This window comes from Kitasatospora sp. NPDC034023 (assembly GCF_055575795.1).
In genome coordinates this window covers 26438-42159 of record NZ_JBVIRY010000044.1, presented here as the reverse complement: position 1 = coordinate 42159, position 15722 = coordinate 26438, and the positions used below count along the sequence as shown (strand labels likewise).

The following is a 15722-nucleotide window of genomic DNA, read 5'->3' as shown; positions in this document are numbered from 1 at the left end:
TCCCGGCCCATCAGGTACAAAGGGGACGGTGACCTCGCAGATCTTCCCCTCCGACGTGCAGCAGTCGCTGGACCTCGTCGGCATCTTCGTCTTCGCCCTCTCCGGGGGCCTGCTCGCCGTCCGCAAGAACATGGACATCTTCGGGATCTGTGTGCTGGCCGAGGTCACGGCCCTCGGCGGCGGGGTGATGCGCGACCTGGTGATCGGGGCCACCCCGGTCGCCGCCTTCACCAACCTCGGCTACTTCGTGACCCCGCTCGTCGCCGCGCTCGTGGTGTTCTTCCTGCACCCCGAGGTCGAGCGGATCAACCGCGCGGTGCAGACCCTGGACGCCCTCGGGCTCGGGCTGTTCTGCGTCACCGGCACCGCCAAGGCGCACGACTACGGACTCGGCGCGGTCGCGGCGATCGCGCTCGGCATGGTCACCGCGGCCGGCGGCGGCGTGATCCGCGACGTGCTGGCCGGGGAGATTCCCTCGCTGCTGCGCTGGGACCGGGAGATCTACGCCGTACCGGCCCTGGTCGGTGCCGCGCTGGTCGCCGCGCTGATCGGCGCGGACCGGCTCACCGGCGTCACCGGCACCGCCGCCGCGCTCACCGCCTTCGGCCTGCGGATGCTCGCCCTGAGGTACGGCTGGCGCGCCCCGCGGGCCTGGCACCGCAACGGTTCTCGCACCAGCGAGGAGTAGGCGAGCCGCCGTACGCGAGCGAGATCGCCTCGGCCGTGCAGAGCAGCTCCGGCACCATCCGGGCCAGTTCGGCCGGCGGCACCTCGCCGGCCGGGGCGCTCAGCGCGCAGGCCGCGACCGTCCGCCCGCCGCTGCCCGCGACCGGCGCGGCCACACAGGTCACCGGCTCCCGGTGCTCGGCGGACTCCGCCGCCCAGCCCCGGCGGCGCACCGCCGCCAGCTCGGCCTCCTCGCACGGCCCGTCCGCGGGCAGCCCGGCCAGCAGCACCCGGCCGACCGCCGTACCGGTCACCGGGGCGCGGCGCCCGATCCGGGACGGCCCGGCGGCCGACGGCCCGGCCACCTCGTCCAGGTACAGCACCTCGCCGTCGTGCAGCACCGCGAGCCGGACGGTGAACCCGCTGCGGGCGTTGAGCGCGGCCAGGTACGGCGCGGCGACCTGCCGGACGTCGAAGTCCTCCAGGGCCCGGTGGGCCAGCGAGAGCACCCGGCCGCCGAGCCGGTAGCGCAGGTCGGGCTGGCGCTGGGCGAAGCCGTGCTCCTCCAGGGTGCGCAGCAGCCGCAGCGCGGTGGACTTGTGCACCCCGAGGGTGCTCGCGGCCTGGTCGAGGGAGAGCGGTGCCTCACCGAGCGCGCCGAGCAGGGTCAGCGCGCGGTCGACCGACTGCGTCATGGCGCCCCCTGTGGATCCGGCTTGGAAGTGTGCGTCAGGCTAACCGCTGGGGGGCGTAGTGGTACAAACCAGTGCCGGACGCCGCCGTCCGGAATTGGTACAGACCAGCGGTGGGTGCCCGGTTGTTCGGGTGCGGTCGGGTATCGGCCCGTACGCGCGATGGCCGGATCGATGCGCAGGCCTGGAGGGCCGCCCCGTACAGCCCTCTACAATCGGATGGTTATGCCATACCTGGACCATGCGGCGACCACGCCGATGCTGCCCGAGGCGATCGCCGCGATGACGGCGCACCTGGGGGTGGTCGGCAACGCCTCGTCCCTGCACGCGGCCGGCCGCCGAGCCCGCCGGGTGGTCGAGGAGGCCCGCGAGTCGCTGGCCGATTCGCTCGGCGCCCGCCCCAGCGAGATCGTGCTCACCGGCGGCGGCACCGAGTCCGACAACCTGGCGGTCAAGGGCCTCTACTGGGCCCGCCGGGACGCCGACCCGGCCCGCACCCGGGTGCTGTGCAGCCCGGTCGAGCACCACGCGGTGCTGGACGCGGTGCACTGGCTCTCCGAACACGAGGGCGCCTGCGTCGAGTACCTGCCGGTGGACCCCCTGGGCCGGGTGCACCCCGAGGCGCTGCGCGCCGCGATCGAACACGACCCCTCGTCGGTCGCCCTGGTCACCGTGATGTGGGCCAACAACGAGGTCGGCACCATCCAGCCGGTACACGAACTCGCCGCCGTCGCCGCCGAGTACGGCATCCCGATGCACGCCGACGCGGTGCAGGCGCTCGGTCAGGTCCCGGTCTCCTTCGCCGAGTCGGGGCTCACCGCGCTCACCGTCACCGGTCACAAGATCGGCGGCCCGTTCGGCATCGGCGCGCTGCTGCTCTCCCGGGGCGCCGCACCCGTACCGCTGCTGCACGGCGGAGGCCAGGAACGCGACGTACGCTCCGGCACCCTGGACGCCCCCGGCGCCGCCGGCTTCGCGGCCGCCGCGACATGGGCCGTGGAGCACCGCGAGGAGCACGCGGTGGCCCTCGGCACGCTGCGCGACGAACTGGTGGCCTCCGTCCTGGCCGCCGTGCCGGACGCCGTCCTCAACGGCGACCCGGCCGCCGAGGGCCGACTGCCCGCCAACGCGCACTTCTCCTTCCCCGGCTGCGAGGGCGACGCCCTGCTGATGCTGCTCGACGCGGCGGGGATCGAGTGCTCCACCGGCTCCGCCTGCACGGCCGGGGTGCCGCAGCCCAGCCACGTCCTGCTCGCGATGGGCGTCGACCCGCTGCTGGCCCGTGCCTCGCTGCGGTTCTCGCTCGGGCACACCTCGGTGCCGGAGGACGTCACGGCGATCGCGGAAGCCATCGGCCCGGTCGTCCAGCGGGCGCGCAACGCCGGGCTGGCATCGGTGCGGCGCTGACACGGGGCTGATGCGGCGCCGAGGGTGCGCCGAGGGGGCGCCGATATCGGCTCGGGGAACAGTCGGTTCAACCCGTACGCTTATTGGCATCATGACTGACTTCCCGGGTGCCCCGACCACTCCGTCCACTGGCCGTCTGCGCGTGCTCGCGGCGATGTCCGGCGGAGTCGACTCCGCCGTCGCCGCCGCCCGCGCCGTCGAAGCGGGGCACGAGGTGACCGGCGTCCACCTGGCGCTCTCCGCCAACCCGCAGTCCTTCCGCACCGGCGCGCGCGGCTGCTGCACCATCGAGGACTCCCGGGACGCCTGGCGAGCGGCCGACGTGATCGGCATCCCGTTCTACGTCTGGGACCTCGCCGAGCGCTTCCGCGAGGACGTCATCGACGACTTCGTCGCCGAGTACGCGGCCGGGCGCACCCCCAACCCGTGCCTGCGCTGCAACGAGAAGATCAAGTTCGCCGCGCTGCTGGACAAGGCCGTCGCCCTCGGCTTCGACGCCGTCTGCACCGGCCACTACGCCCGGATCGTCGACCTGCCGGACGGCTCGCGCGAACTCCACCGCGCGGTCGACGCCGCCAAGGACCAGTCGTACGTGCTCGGCGTCCTCGACGCCGACCAGCTCGCCCACTCCCTCTTCCCGCTCGGCGACACCACCAAGGACGTCATCCGCGAGGAGGCCGAGCGCCGCGGCCTCGCGGTCGCGAAGAAGCCGGACAGCCACGACATCTGCTTCATCGCCGACGGCGACACCCAGGGCTTCCTCGCCAAGCACCTCGGCACCGCGACCGGCGACATCCTCGACACCGACGGCACCAAGCTCGGCGAGCACGACGGCGCGTACGGCTTCACCATCGGCCAGCGCAAGGGCCTGCGCATCGGCCGCCCGGCGGCGGACGGCAAGCCGCGGTACGTCCTCGACATCTCCCCGGTGAACAACACCGTGACCGTCGGCCCGGTCGAGGGCCTCGACGTCACCGCGCTCACCGCCATCCGCCCCCGCTGGTGCGGCACCGAGCCCCTGGCCGACGGCCGCTACACCGCCCAACTGCGCGCCCACGGCGAGGAGGTGCCGGTGGACGCCTCGGTGGTCGACGGCGAGCTCCACGTCCGCCTCGACACCCCGGCCCGCGGCATCGCCCCCGGCCAGGCCGTGGTGCTGTACGACGGCACCCGCGTCGTCGGCTCCGCCACCATCGCCACCACCGAACGCCCGGCCGTCAACGCCTGAGCACACCCGCCTGTCCCGCCCGCGCCGCCGGTTCGGGGGCGCGGGTGCGGGCGTGGGGTGGGCGGGGCCGTGGTCATCCCATTGGATGACGCCGCTGAATCCCGCGGATGACCACGGCCGGAGATTGCATTCGTCGGGCTGATTCGACGGTCCGGGCCGCAAACCTAATCTCAGGGCCATGAACCGAACCCGCCGTATCGCGGCCATCGCGGCCCTCGCCCTCGCCCTGCCCCTCCCGCCGGCCGGGGCCGCCATGGCCTCGTCGCCGTCGCTGTCGTCGTCGCCTTCGCTGTCGTCGCCGCCGTCCGCCACCGCGCCCGCCGCTGTCGCCGACGCCTCGACCCCGGCCGCCTTCCACGGCGAACTGCCCCGCCCGACCGGGCCGTACGCGGCCGGCGAGGAGGTCCTGCACCTGACCGACCGGGCCCGCACAGACCCCTGGGTACCCTCCGCCGGGCCCCGGCAGCTGACGGTGTCGATGTTCTACCCGGCCCGGCAGGACACCGGCGCGCCCGCCCCGTACATGAGCCTCGGCGAGGCGCAGGGCTTCGTGGCGACCCGGGTTCCGCCGGGGACCGGACTCCAGCCGCAGGACCTCGCGGACCTCAGGACCTACGCCTACACCGACGCGAAGGCCGCAGGCGGGAAGTTCCCGCTGGTGGTCCTCTCCCCGGGCTTCGAGAACCCCCGCGCCACACTGACCGGCCTGGCGACCGACCTGGCCGCCCACGGCTACGTCGTGGCCCTGGTCGGCCACCCCTACGAGGACTCCGGCGAGACGCTCGCCGACGGCAGCACCCCCGGATGCGCCCTGTGCGAGACCGGGGCACCGGACACGCTCCCCGACAGCCGCGCGAAGGACGTGTCGTTCGTCCTGGACCAGCTGACCGGGCACCACCCGGCCTGGCGCCTGGCCCACCTGATCGACCGCAGCCGCATCGGCATGGCCGGACACTCGATCGGCGGCGCGTCAACGCTGACGGCGATGGCCGAGGACCAGCGGATCCTCGCCGGAGTGAACATGGACGGAACGTTCTTCCCGCCGACCCCGACCGACAGCCTCAAGGGACGCTCCTTCCTCCTGCTCGGGAAGCAGAGCGACCACTCCGCCGGCAGCGGAGACCCGTCCTGGGGACAGACCTGGGCGGGCTGGGACGGCTACAAGCCCTGGCTGGCCGTCGCCGGCACGGCGCACGCCGGCTTCACGGACGTCCCCATCCTGGCCGCCGAGGCCGGCCTTCCCCTCCCCCCGGACCTGACCACCTCGCCGGAGCGCGGGATGCAGCTGACCCGGGAGTACGTCGGAGCCTTCTTCGACCGGACCCTGAAGGGAATCCACCAGCCCCTCCTCGACGGCCCCTCGGCAGCGAACCCCGAGGTGCTCTTCCAGCACCCGTGATCAGCCGCCACCCAGGGCGAGTGGACAGGGGCCTCCTGCGCGCTTCGCCGCGAGAGGTGGTCTTGAGCATGAGTGATGGCGCCGGGGAGTCCCGTCCTGCTCCTACCGCCGGGCCTTCACCCGCGTGACGGATCCGGCGGCTACGATGCCCGAGGCGCACCCCCCGGAGAGGACGGCATGACCTTCTACGAGCAGCACCGGGACTTCATCGAGGAGTTGGAGCGGATTGCCCCGGAAGGCGTCCGGATCGAATGGTCCGGAGACACGCTGATCATGCAGGCGTCGCCGTCCAACATCCATCAGCTCAACATGGCCCAGGTGCGCAGGCAGTTCGAGCAGCACGCTCCTGACGGCTACCTCCCCACGGAGCGGAGCGAAATCGTCAGCCCGGACGTCTCCAAGGGGCGCGAGCCGGACCTGACGTACCTGCCGGTGGAGGTCCTCTCCGGGGCGGGCAACAAGGCTCCGGCTGCGGAAGCCCTGATCGCCGTGGAGATCGTCTCACCGTCCAATCCGGGGAACGACTGGATGGACAAGCTGTACGACTACGCGGCGATGCGCATCCCGCTCTACCTCATCGTGGACCCGCGCCAGCAGACGGTGACGCTGTTCTCCGATCCGAACCACGACCGGTACCACACCCGCAGCGACCGGAAGTTCGGCGACGCGATCGGCATTCCGGAGCCGTTCGGCTTCACGCTGAGCCTGTCGGAGCTCGTTCCGTACCAGGACTGAGCTCCGGAGCCGGGCTCTACTGCACCTCGCGGTACCAGCGCCGGTGCACCAACGGCTCGACGCACAGCACCGCCGCGCCCGCGACCACACCGACCAGCAGGGCCGCCGCGCCGCCGCCGTTCAGCAGGGCACCGACGCAGGCGGTGGCGACGGCGGCCGGCCGCAGCAGCGTCAGCGGGCCGAGGCCGATGACCATCGCCAGGGTGCCGGCGCGGAACGGCAGGGTGATGTAGGCGGCGAGCGAGAGCAGCACCGCCGCCGCGCTCAGCCGCTGGAGTTCGTACGCGCGCTGACGAGCAGCCGGTCCACCGCCACGGGGTCGAGTGCGCCGTCCCGGTCGACGGGCAGCCCGGCGACGACCCGGGCCGCGCGTCGGTCCCCGTTCTCGCGCAGCCGCCGGACGACCTCGTCGCGAGAGACCGGGAGCCGGCGGCCGTCGCACGGATCCACGGCCGTGATCAGATCGGATATCTCAAGGTGGCGCACGCGCAGCACCTCAGGGGTTGCCCGTGGTCGCCGTAATGCCGGTGAGCGGGGGCGCCGGGGCGTGATAGACCAATCAGCACTATGAATATCTGCGTTTTCTGCTCCGCGTACTCGCTCGATGACCGCTACACCGCCCCCGCCGCCGAGTTCGCCCGGCTCCTGGGGGAGGGCGGGCACACCCTGGTGTGGGGCGGCTCGAACGCCGGCCTGATGGGCCTGCTGGCCGACGAGGTGAAGGCGGCCGGCGGAAAGCTCGTCGGGGTCATGGTGGAGATGCTGAAGCACAAGGGCTACGTCGGCGCCGACGAGCTGGTCATGACCGGCGACCTGGCCGAGCGGAAGGCCGAGCTGGCGGCCCGGGCGGACGCGATCGTCGTCCTGGTGGGCGGGCTGGGCACGCTGGACGAGGTCACCGAGGTGCTGGAGCTCAAGAAGCACGGGATGTTCGAGAAGCCGGTGGTCGTCCTGGACACCGAGGGCTTCTACTCGGGCCTGCGGACGCAGTTGGAGCGGATGGACGCCGAGGGCTTCCTGCCCCGGCCGCTCGCCGAGCTGATCACCTTCGCCGACACGCCCGCCGAGGTTTTTGCGCAGCTCAAGGCCTGAGAGGATCGGAGCCATGGCTGCACATCTGATCACCGGCGCCGGCTCCGGCATCGGCGCCGTCCTGGCCGGGAAGCTCGCCGAGCGCGGGGACGACCTCTGGCTACTGGCCCGCGACGCCCGCCGCGCCGCCGAGCTGCGGGAGCGCTTCCCCGGGGCGAAGACCCTGGTCGGCGACCTCGGCGACCCGGCCAAGCTGTCCTGGGCCTTCGGGCACCAGGCGCTGCCGATCGAGCTGGACTCCCTGCTGCACGTCGCGGGCGTCGTCGAGCTGGGCACGGTCGGCGACCTGCCGGTGAAGGCCTGGCAGGAGACGCTGAACGTCAACCTGGTCGCCCCCGCCGAGCTGACCCGCCTCCTGCTGCCCTCCCTCCGCCTCGTCAAGGGCCACGTGGTCTTCGTCAACTCCGGTGCGGGCCTGAACGCCCACGCCGAGTGGTCGGCGTACGCGGCCAGCAAGCACGGCCTGAAGGCGCTGGCCGACTCGCTGCGCGCCGAGGAGCACGCGGGCGGCGTCCGGGTCACCTCGGTCTACCCCGGCCGCACCGCCACCGCGATGCAGGTCAAGGTGCACCAGCAGGAGGGCAAGGAGTACGACGCCGAGCGCTGGATCGAGCCCGAGTCCGTGGCCAAGGCGGTCCTGGCCGCCCTGGACACCTCCCGGGACGCGGAGATCACGGACATCACCGTCCGCCCCGGGTACTGACCGACCCGGCAGGCGCCGCGCACTAGGCTCGGACGGGTGAGCACTCCCCACCCCTTCCCCGACCTGCGCGGCGCCGCCACCGGTGTCGGCTCGCTGCCCGGTGTCGACGCCCGTGAGGCCGCCAAGACGGCCACCGGCGCGTTGGAGCACCTGCCGTTCCTGCCCGAGCTGCCCGCGCGCGGCCCCGGCGCCGACATGATCGGGCGCGGCGCCGGTTTCCTCGTCGAGCTGTTCGCGCAGACCGAGCCCAGCGGCTGGCGGTTCACCGACCGGCCCGGCCGGGACACCAAGCGCGCCCACTCCTGGCTCGGCGAGGACCTGGACGCCCTGGAGGAGTTCACCCAGGGCTACCAGGGCGCGCTGAAGGTCCAGGCCGTCGGCCCGTGGACGCTGGCGGCGAGCATCGAGCTGAAGTACGGCGAGAAGGCGCTCTCCGACCACGGCGCGTGCCGGGACATCGCCGGCTCGCTCACCGAGGGCCTGCGCCGCCACCTCGCGGACGTCCGCAAGCGCGTACCCGGTGCCCAGGTGGTCCTCCAGCTCGACGAGCCCTCGCTGCCCGCCGTCCTGACCGGCTCGGTGAAGACCGCCAGCGGCTTCCAGCGGCTGCGCGCCGTGGACCGGCAGGTGGCCGAGGAGGTGCTGCGGGAGGTGATCACCAACCTCGACGCGCCGGTCGTGGTGCACTCCTGCGCCCCCGAGGTCCCGATCCCGCTGCTGCGCCGCGCCGGGGTGGCCGGCGTCTCCCTCGACTTCGCGCTCCTCACCGAGCGTTCCGACGACGACCTCGGCGAGGCCGTGGAGGCGGGCACGATGATCCTCGCCGGTGTCGTCCCCTCCACTGACCAGGCGGTGTCCGACCCGGCCGGTAGTGTCCAGGGTGTCAGGACCTTGTGGCGCAGGCTCGGGTTCGCCCCGGAGCTGCTGGGCCGTCGCGTGCTGGTGACGCCGACCTGCGGGCTGGCCGGGGCCTCCCCGGCGTACGCGCGCAAGGCGCTGTCCCAGAGCGTGCGGGCGGCGCAGAGCCTGGTGGACAACCCGGAATGAGAACGTAGGAGGGCTTGCGGTGACGGCTGTCGAGGGCAAGGACGTCCCGGCGGAGGTACGGCGGCGGCACGCCGAGCTGGCGCAGGAGGTCACCGACCACCGCGTCCGGTACTACGAGCAGGACGCGCCGGTCGTCACCGACTCCGAGTTCGACGCCCTGATGCGCGAGCTGGAGGCGCTGGAGGCCGAGCACCCGGCCCTGGCCACCCCGGATTCGCCCACCCAGAAGGTCGGCGGCGCCCCCACCGAGCTGTTCGCCGAGGTGGAGCACCGCGAGCGCCTCCTCAGCCTCGACAACGCGATGGACGACGAGGAGCTCGCCGCCTGGGCCGAGCGCGTCGCGAGCGAGCTGCACGGCATCGACTACCACTACCTGTGCGAGCTCAAGGTGGACGGCCTGGCCGTCAACCTCACCTACGAGAACGGCCAGTTGGTGCAGGCGGCGACGCGCGGTGACGGCCGGGTGGGCGAGGACATCACCGCCAACGTCCGCACCATCAAGGAGATCCCGCACCAACTCAAGGGCGACGACATCCCCGAGCTGGTGGAGATCCGCGGCGAGGTCTACTTCCCGACCGAGGCCTTCGAGGCGCTCAACGCCTCGTTCGTGGCGGAGAACGAGCGCCGCCGCCTGGAGAACGAGGAGCGCGCCAAGGAGGGCAAGCGGCCCCGGGCGATGATCCGGCTGTTCATGAACCCCCGCAACGCCGCCGCCGGTTCGCTGCGCCAGAAGGACCCGCTGGTCACCGCTTCCCGCCCGCTGCACATGGTGGTGCACGGCATCGGCGCCCGGATCGGCTTCGACATCGACAACCAGTCGCACGCCTACCGACTGCTGCACGACTGGGGCCTGCCCACCGCCCGGCACAACAAGGTGGTGAAGACCCTCGACGAGGTGCGGGCCTTCATCGGGCACTTCGGCGAGCAGCGTCACTCGGTCGAGCACGAGATCGACGGCGTCGTGGTCAAGGTGGACGAGATCGCCCTGCAGGGCCGGCTCGGCGCCACCTCCAAGTCCCCGCGCTGGGCGATCGCCTGGAAGTACCCGCCGGAGGAGGTCACCGGCAGGCTCGCCCAGATCCGGGTCGGCATTGGCCGCACCGGCCGGGCGACGCCGTTCGCGGTGCTGGCCGAGCCGGTGAAGGTGGCCGGTTCGATGGTGCAGTACGCGACGCTGCACAACCAGCAGGTCGTCAAGGCCAAGGGCGTGCTGCTGGGCGACACGATCGTGCTGCGCAAGGCCGGTGACGTGATCCCGGAGATCCTCGGCCCGGTGGAGAACCTGCGGGACGGCACCGAGCAGGAGTTCGTGATGCCCTCGCACTGCCACGAGTGCGGGGCGGAGCTGCGCCCGATGGCCGAGGGGGACATCGATCTGCGCTGCCCCAACGCCCAGTTCTGCCCGGCACAGATCCGGGAGCGGATCGCCTTCCTGGGCGGCCGTTCCTCGCTGGACGTCGAGGGCCTCGGCTACGTCGCGGCCACCGCGCTGACCCAGCCGCTGGAGCCGACGGAGGCGCCGGTGCGGGACGAGGGTGACATCTTCGGGCTGACGATGGAGCAGCTGCTGCCGATCCAGGTGCTGGTGCGCGACCAGAAGACCGGCATGCCCAAGCTGGACGACCGGACCGGCAAGGAGAAGAAGGCCACCTTCTTCGCCAACCAGAAGGGCGAGCCCAAGAAGACCGCCGCAATCCTGCTGGAGAACCTCGAGAAGGTGAAGGAACGTCCGCTCTGGCGGTTCCTCAACGGTCTCTCGATCCGGCACGTGGGGCCGGTCGCGGCCCAGGAGCTGGCCCGGGAGTTCCGCGACCTGGACCGGATCTTCTCGGCCACCGAGGAGGAGCTGGCCGCGGTCGAGGGGGTCGGGCCGATCATCGCCCGGTCGGTGGTCGAGTGGTACCAGGAGGAGTGGCACCGGCAGATCCTGGAGAAGTGGCGTGCCGCGGGTGTCCGCTTCGTCGAGGAGTTCGCGGACGAGGAGGAGGCGGAGCGCCCGCTGGAGGGTCTGACCGTCGTGGTGACCGGCACCCTGGCCGGCCACACCCGGGACGGCGCCAAGGAGGCGCTGACCTCGCGCGGAGCGAAGGTGACCGGTTCGGTTTCGAAGAAGACCGATTTTGTGGTCGCTGGTGACAACCCAGGGTCCAAGTACGACAAGGCTGTTCAGCTCGGACTGCCGGTCCTGGACGACGCGGGCTTCGCCGCACTGCTGGCCGGCGGACCGGCCGCCGCCCGCGCCCACCTGGGACTTCCGGAGCCGGAGGAGGCCGCCGAGCCGTCGGAGGCGCCCGCCGAGGGCTGACCCGGGGCCGACCCGAGCGGCGGGTGGCCGAATCCGTGTTGTTATCGTCCTGATGCAACGTCACCGGGTGCCGTGCAGTGAAAGCGGGCATTGTGTCACTGTGTGACACTCGGGCGGGTCAGCGCGTTTCCGGTTGTCCGAAAGTCTGCCCACCGGGTGGACCCCGGCATACCCTGGAGCGCAACAGAATGTCAGCAGGGGTGGGGGCACCGGCTGTGCCGGTGCTCCTCGGGGTCGCTCCATGCCCGGCAGCTGTCGGTACCGGCACGGTGCCTCACCGTAAGGCGGCCTGACGGGGCGGGCCCGACGGAGGACAGGGCTTATGGATCGTACGACCGGCGGTGCGCCCACACGCCCGCCGCAGGGGGTGGCAGGTGCGGTCCTGCTGCTCGGCGTGCTGCTGGCCGGAGCTGCGCCGCTCATCCCGCTGGCCGTCCTGGTCTACCGGTACGAACCCGAGCTGCTGCCGCTGTTCGCGGTGCCCCTGGCCGTGCTGGTCGCGGCCTGGCGGATCGCCCGGGACCGCGCCCGCGACCAACTGACCGACCCGCTGACGGACCTGCCCAACCGTCAGGCCCTCCTGCTGGCCGCCCAGGAGGCGATCGCCGAATGCGACCCGGGCTTCAGCGTCGGTCTCATCCTGCTTGACCTCGACCGCTTCCGATCACTCAATGACACACTTGGTCATACGGCCGGTGACCGCCTGCTGGTTCACATTTCCCGCCGACTGCACCGCGCGCTGCGCTCCGGCGGACCGGCCGGCAGCGCCACCCGGGAGTCCATCGACGACGTCTTCGCCGGGCTGCCCCGGCACTACCGGCGCGGCCGCCCGATGGTGGCCCGGATGGGCGGCGACGAGTTCGCCGTCCTGCTGCCCGGCATCAACTGCCCGGACAGCCTGGAACGTGTCGCCAAGGCACTGATCGCCGAACTGGCCGCCCCGATCCGGCTGGACGGGCTGCTGCTCGTCCTGGAGGCCAGCGCCGGCGTCTGCGTCTACCCGCAGCACGCCCAGGACGCCGAGTCGCTGCTGCGCCGCGCGGACGTCGCGATGGGCCACGCCCAGCGCGGCTGCAGCGGCGTCGCCCAGTACGACGAGACCCAGGACGCCGACACCCCCTACCGGATCGGACTGCTCGGGGACCTGCGCCGGGCCCTGGAGACCGGCGAGGTACAGCTGCACTACCAGCCGAAAGTGGCCTTCGACGGCCGGGTGGTCGGCCTGGAGGCCCTGCTGCGCTGGGACCGCCCCGGCCAGGGCCGGGTCTCGCCGGACGAGTTCGTCGGGCTCGCCGAGTCCAGCGGCCTGATGCCCCGGCTCACCGACTACGTGCTGGAGGCCGCGGTCGGCCAGCTCGCCTACTGGCGCGACCAGGGGCTGCAGGTGCAGGTCGCGGTCAACGTCTCGCCGCGGGACGTGCTCAACCCCGGCTTCGCCCAGCGCGTCGCCGGCCACCTCGTGCGCCACCAGGTGCCGGCCCACGCGCTCCAGCTGGAGATCACCGAGCGGCTGCTGCTGGACGACTCCCGGCGGGCCGCCGACACCCTCGCCGAACTGCGTGGCTACGGCGTGGGGATGTCCCTGGACGACTTCGGCACCGGGCACTCCTCGCTGGTGCGGCTGCGCAGCCTGCCCGTCGGCGAGCTGAAGATCGACCGCTCCTTCGTCTCCCGCATGGTCATCGACGACCACGACGCGGCGGTGGTGCGCTGCTCGGTGGAGCTCGCCCACTCGCTGGGCCTGACCGTGGTCGCCGAGGGCGTCGAGGACGACGAGACCTGGGAGCGGCTGCACTGCATGGGCGTGGACGCCGTCCAGGGCTGGCTGGTGTCGGCCGCGATGCCGGCCGAGCAGGCCACCGCCTGGCTGCTGGTGCACCGCACCGGCGCCCCGCCGGTGGAGCGACTGGGCGCGCCGCCCCAGCTGCGCGCCGGCTTCCAGTCGGTCCAGGGCATGCCGGTCCAGGGCAAGCCGATCGTCCAGCCGGCCATCCCGCCCGTGCTGCCGCCGACGCTCCCGCCCGTGCTGCCGCCGGTGATGCCCCCCGTGCTGCCGCCGGTGGTCCAGGCGGCGCAGGCCGCGCAGATGGAGATCAAGGCGCCGAGCGCGCAGAGTTGGGCCCGCTTCCGGTCGCAGTGACGGACGCGGCGGTGGGGGCGCCGGCTCGGCGGTGACGGGCGCCGCGGCTCACTCGTTGGCCGGTGGCCGGGCCGGGCCCCATAGGATGGGTCCAAAGACCATGAGGACGGAGCGCCGAACCCGGCTGCTCCTGCCCGGGCCCGGCACCGCCCGCAAGGCACCGCCGGGTCTCACCAGAACTCACCCTGAGGATCGCTGCATGCCTGGCATCACGCGCGAGGAGGTCGCCCACCTCGCCCGGCTGTCGCGTCTTGAGCTGAAGCCCGAAGAGCTGGACCACTTCGCCGAGCAGCTCGACGTGATCATCGGCGCGGTCGCCCGCGTTTCCGAGGTCGCCGGACAGGACGTCCCGCCGACCTCCCACCCGCTGCCGCTGACCAACGTCATGCGCGCGGACGAGGTGCGGCCCTCGCTCACCCCGGAGCAGGCGCTGTCCGGCGCCCCCGCCGCCGAAGAGCAGCGTTTCCGTGTGCCGCAGATCCTCGGGGAGGACTGACCGAGATGACCGAGCTGATTCGCTACACCGCCGCCGAGACCGCGGGCGCCATCGCCAAGGGCGAGGTGTCCGCCGTCGAGGTCGCGCAGGCGCACCTGGACCGCATCGAGGCCGTCGACAAGAAGGTCAACGCCTTCCTGCACGTCGACACCGAGGGCGCGCTGGCCGCCGCCAAGGCCGTCGACGAGAAGCGTGCCAAGGGCGAGGAGCTGGGCCCGCTGGCCGGCGTCCCGCTCGCGCTGAAGGACGTCTTCACCACCAAGGGCGTCCCCACCACCTGCGGCTCCAAGATGCTCGAGGGCTGGATCCCGCCGTACGACGCCACGCTGACCTCCCGTCTCAAGGACGCCGGCGTCGTCATCCTCGGCAAGACCAACATGGACGAGTTCGCGATGGGCTCCTCCACCGAGAACTCCGCCTACGGCCCGACCGGCAACCCGTGGGACCTCACCCGCATCCCCGGCGGCTCCGGCGGCGGTTCGGCCGCCGCGCTGGCCGCCTTCGAGGCCCCGCTGGCGATCGGCACCGACACCGGCGGCTCGATCCGCCAGCCCGGCGCCGTCACCGGCACCGTCGGCGTCAAGCCGACCTACGGCTCGGTGTCCCGCTACGGCCTGGTCGCCTTCTCCAGCAGCCTGGACCAGGGCGGCCCGTGCGCCCGCACCGTGCTGGACGCGGCGCTGCTGCACGAGGCCATCGCCGGGCACGACCCGCTGGACTCCACCTCGATCGACGCGCCGGTCCCGGCCGTGGTCGAGGCCGCGAAGATGCGCGACGTCCGCGGCATGCGGATCGGCGTCGTCAAGGAGTTCGCCGGCGAGGGCTACCAGGCCGGCGTGATGGAGCGCTTCAACGAGTCGGTGGAGCTGCTGCGCGAGCTGGGCGCCGAGGTCGTCGAGGTCTCCTGCCCGTCGTTCACCCTGGCGCTGCCGGCGTACTACCTGATCGCGCCGAGTGAGTGCTCCTCCAACCTGGCCCGCTTCGACGCGATGCGCTACGGCCTGCGGGTCGGCGACGACGGCACCCGCTCGGCCGAGGAGGTCACCGCGCTGACCCGTGAGGCCGGCTTCGGCGACGAGGTCAAGCGCCGCATCATCCTGGGCACCTACGCCCTCTCCTCGGGCTACTACGACGCCTACTACGGCTCGGCCCAGAAGGTCCGCACGCTCATCTCGCGGGACTTCGACGCGGCCTTCGCCGGCGTGGACGTGCTGGTCTCGCCGACCACGCCGACCACCGCCTTCCCGATCGGCGAGCGCGCCGACGACCCGATGGCGATGTACCTGGCCGACCTGTGCACGATTCCGTCGAACCTGGCGGGCAACGCGGCCATGTCGCTGCCGGTCGGCCTGGCGCCGGAGGACAATCTCCCGGTCGGCCTGCAGATCATCGCACCCGCGATGGCGGACGACCGCCTGTACCGCGTGGGCGGCGCCGTCGAGGCCGCACTCAACGACAAGTGGGGGCACACCCTGCTGGAGGAGGCACCGGCACTGTGAGCAAGATCGAGAAGGCGAAGGCCCAGTCGACTTCCTTGAAGGGCTTCAAGCACTCGAAGCCCGGCCTGTGGCTGTCCATCGGCACCAGCGCCTTCGGCGCGGTCTCCATCGCCAAGGACGTCCGCAAGGCCCGCGAGGAGAGCGACACCCTCAAGCTGGTCAACGCCCTGGTCGGCGCCGCCGCGCTGATCACCGGCACCGCCCTGCTGGTGCGCGAGCTGCGCCGGCTGGGCTCCGACGACGTGCTGCTGGGCTGAGCCGAGCGCCCAGGCCCGGCCCCGCGCGAGCGGCGGCCGGGCCCGTACCTCCCGAG

The 15722-nt window shown here is 72.6% G+C and carries 15 protein-coding genes and 1 pseudogene; 13 read left to right on the top strand and 3 right to left on the bottom strand.

Annotated elements, in window-relative coordinates:
• Window positions 1-28: 28 nt before the first annotated feature.
• Window positions 29-688: a trimeric intracellular cation channel family protein gene (locus ACZ52R_RS37805; RefSeq protein WP_360498757.1), complete on the top strand. Its 660-nt coding sequence runs from the start codon at window positions 29-31 to the stop codon at window positions 686-688.
• Here ACZ52R_RS37805 and ACZ52R_RS37800 read toward each other — a convergent pair.
• Window positions 594-1361, bottom strand: a complete 768-nt coding sequence (locus ACZ52R_RS37800; RefSeq protein WP_465755036.1) for an IclR family transcriptional regulator — start codon at window positions 1359-1361, stop codon at window positions 594-596. The genes ACZ52R_RS37805 and ACZ52R_RS37800 overlap by 95 nt on opposite strands.
• Before the next feature lie 222 nt (window positions 1362-1583).
• Between ACZ52R_RS37800 and ACZ52R_RS37795 the strand changes: the two genes are divergently transcribed.
• From ACZ52R_RS37795 to ACZ52R_RS37780, 4 genes are all read left to right on the top strand, one after another.
• Window positions 1584-2765 (top strand): cysteine desulfurase family protein, encoded by a 1182-nt coding sequence (locus tag ACZ52R_RS37795; protein WP_465661098.1) that lies wholly within the window; start codon window positions 1584-1586, stop codon window positions 2763-2765.
• A 91-nt stretch (window positions 2766-2856) separates the two neighbouring features.
• The gene (mnmA, locus tag ACZ52R_RS37790; RefSeq protein ID WP_465617734.1) at window positions 2857-3993 is read left to right on the top strand and encodes a tRNA 2-thiouridine(34) synthase MnmA; all 1137 of its coding nucleotides are present in this window, start codon (window positions 2857-2859) and stop codon (window positions 3991-3993) included.
• A 178-nt stretch (window positions 3994-4171) separates the two neighbouring features.
• The gene (locus ACZ52R_RS37785) at window positions 4172-5392 is read left to right on the top strand and encodes an alpha/beta hydrolase family protein (protein WP_465661096.1); all 1221 of its coding nucleotides are present in this window, start codon (window positions 4172-4174) and stop codon (window positions 5390-5392) included.
• 177 nt (window positions 5393-5569) lie between these two features.
• Complete coding sequence (locus tag ACZ52R_RS37780) at window positions 5570-6127, top strand: Uma2 family endonuclease (protein ID WP_465661094.1); 558 nt, start codon at window positions 5570-5572, stop codon at window positions 6125-6127.
• A 16-nt stretch (window positions 6128-6143) separates the two neighbouring features.
• On the opposite strand, the gene ACZ52R_RS37775 is transcribed toward ACZ52R_RS37780, so the two are convergent.
• Both ACZ52R_RS37775 and ACZ52R_RS37770 read right to left on the bottom strand, forming a co-directional pair.
• Complete coding sequence (locus ACZ52R_RS37775; RefSeq protein WP_465617740.1) at window positions 6144-6380, bottom strand: hypothetical protein; 237 nt, start codon at window positions 6378-6380, stop codon at window positions 6144-6146.
• Between the two features lie 11 nt (window positions 6381-6391).
• On the bottom strand, window positions 6392-6613 hold the full coding sequence (locus tag ACZ52R_RS37770) for a P-loop NTPase family protein (RefSeq protein WP_465617742.1): 222 nt from the start codon (window positions 6611-6613) through the stop codon (window positions 6392-6394).
• A gap of 81 nt (window positions 6614-6694) precedes the next feature.
• Here ACZ52R_RS37770 and ACZ52R_RS37765 point away from each other — a divergent pair, with 81 nt between their 5' ends.
• The 8 genes and pseudogenes from ACZ52R_RS37765 to ACZ52R_RS37730 all read left to right on the top strand — a co-directional run bounded on the left by ACZ52R_RS37765 (window position 6695) and on the right by ACZ52R_RS37730 (window position 15666).
• Complete coding sequence (locus ACZ52R_RS37765) at window positions 6695-7219, top strand: LOG family protein (protein WP_465661092.1); 525 nt, start codon at window positions 6695-6697, stop codon at window positions 7217-7219.
• Window positions 7220-7232: 13 nt separating this feature from the next.
• Window positions 7233-7922: an SDR family oxidoreductase gene (locus tag ACZ52R_RS37760; protein WP_465661090.1), complete on the top strand. Its 690-nt coding sequence runs from the start codon at window positions 7233-7235 to the stop codon at window positions 7920-7922.
• Window positions 7923-7958: 36 nt separating this feature from the next.
• Window positions 7959-8969, top strand: a complete 1011-nt coding sequence (locus tag ACZ52R_RS37755) for a methionine synthase (protein WP_360498771.1) — start codon at window positions 7959-7961, stop codon at window positions 8967-8969.
• Between the two features lie 19 nt (window positions 8970-8988).
• Window positions 8989-11274 carry an NAD-dependent DNA ligase LigA gene (gene ligA / locus ACZ52R_RS37750; RefSeq protein WP_465617748.1) on the top strand — a complete coding sequence of 762 codons (2286 nt, stop codon included), beginning with the start codon at window positions 8989-8991 and terminating at the stop codon, window positions 11272-11274.
• A 385-nt stretch (window positions 11275-11659) separates the two neighbouring features.
• Window positions 11660-13414: pseudogene (locus ACZ52R_RS37745) on the top strand (putative bifunctional diguanylate cyclase/phosphodiesterase); the annotation flags it as partial.
• Window positions 13415-13613: 199 nt separating this feature from the next.
• Window positions 13614-13910, top strand: coding sequence for an Asp-tRNA(Asn)/Glu-tRNA(Gln) amidotransferase subunit GatC (gene gatC / locus ACZ52R_RS37740; RefSeq protein ID WP_030057414.1), 297 nt, complete (start codon window positions 13614-13616; stop codon window positions 13908-13910).
• Window positions 13911-13915: 5 nt separating this feature from the next.
• The gene (gene gatA / locus ACZ52R_RS37735) at window positions 13916-15409 is read left to right on the top strand and encodes an Asp-tRNA(Asn)/Glu-tRNA(Gln) amidotransferase subunit GatA (protein WP_360498775.1); all 1494 of its coding nucleotides are present in this window, start codon (window positions 13916-13918) and stop codon (window positions 15407-15409) included.
• Window positions 15406-15666, top strand: coding sequence for a hypothetical protein (locus tag ACZ52R_RS37730; RefSeq protein WP_360498777.1), 261 nt, complete (start codon window positions 15406-15408; stop codon window positions 15664-15666). The genes gatA and ACZ52R_RS37730 overlap by 4 nt, the downstream gene beginning before the upstream one ends.
• Window positions 15667-15722 lie beyond the last annotated feature (56 nt).

Bases quoted from the DNA above. Each gene is read 5' to 3' on its own strand.
- mnmA (WP_465617734.1), top strand. From the start codon at position 2,857: ATGACTGACTTCCCGGGTGCCCCGACCACTCCGTCCACTGGCCGTCTG.
- ACZ52R_RS37785 (WP_465661096.1), top strand. From the start codon at position 4,172: ATGAACCGAACCCGCCGTATCGCGGCCATCGCGGCCCTCGCCCTCGCC.
- ACZ52R_RS37780 (WP_465661094.1), top strand. From the start codon at position 5,570: ATGACCTTCTACGAGCAGCACCGGGACTTCATCGAGGAGTTGGAGCGG.
- gatA (WP_360498775.1), top strand. From the start codon at position 13,916: ATGACCGAGCTGATTCGCTACACCGCCGCCGAGACCGCGGGCGCCATC.
- ACZ52R_RS37765 (WP_465661092.1), top strand. From the start codon at position 6,695: ATGAATATCTGCGTTTTCTGCTCCGCGTACTCGCTCGATGACCGCTAC.
- ACZ52R_RS37795 (WP_465661098.1), top strand. From the start codon at position 1,584: ATGCCATACCTGGACCATGCGGCGACCACGCCGATGCTGCCCGAGGCG.
- ACZ52R_RS37760 (WP_465661090.1), top strand. From the start codon at position 7,233: ATGGCTGCACATCTGATCACCGGCGCCGGCTCCGGCATCGGCGCCGTC.
- gatC (WP_030057414.1), top strand. From the start codon at position 13,614: ATGCCTGGCATCACGCGCGAGGAGGTCGCCCACCTCGCCCGGCTGTCG.
- ACZ52R_RS37800 (WP_465755036.1), bottom strand. From the start codon at position 1,361: ATGACGCAGTCGGTCGACCGCGCGCTGACCCTGCTCGGCGCGCTCGGT.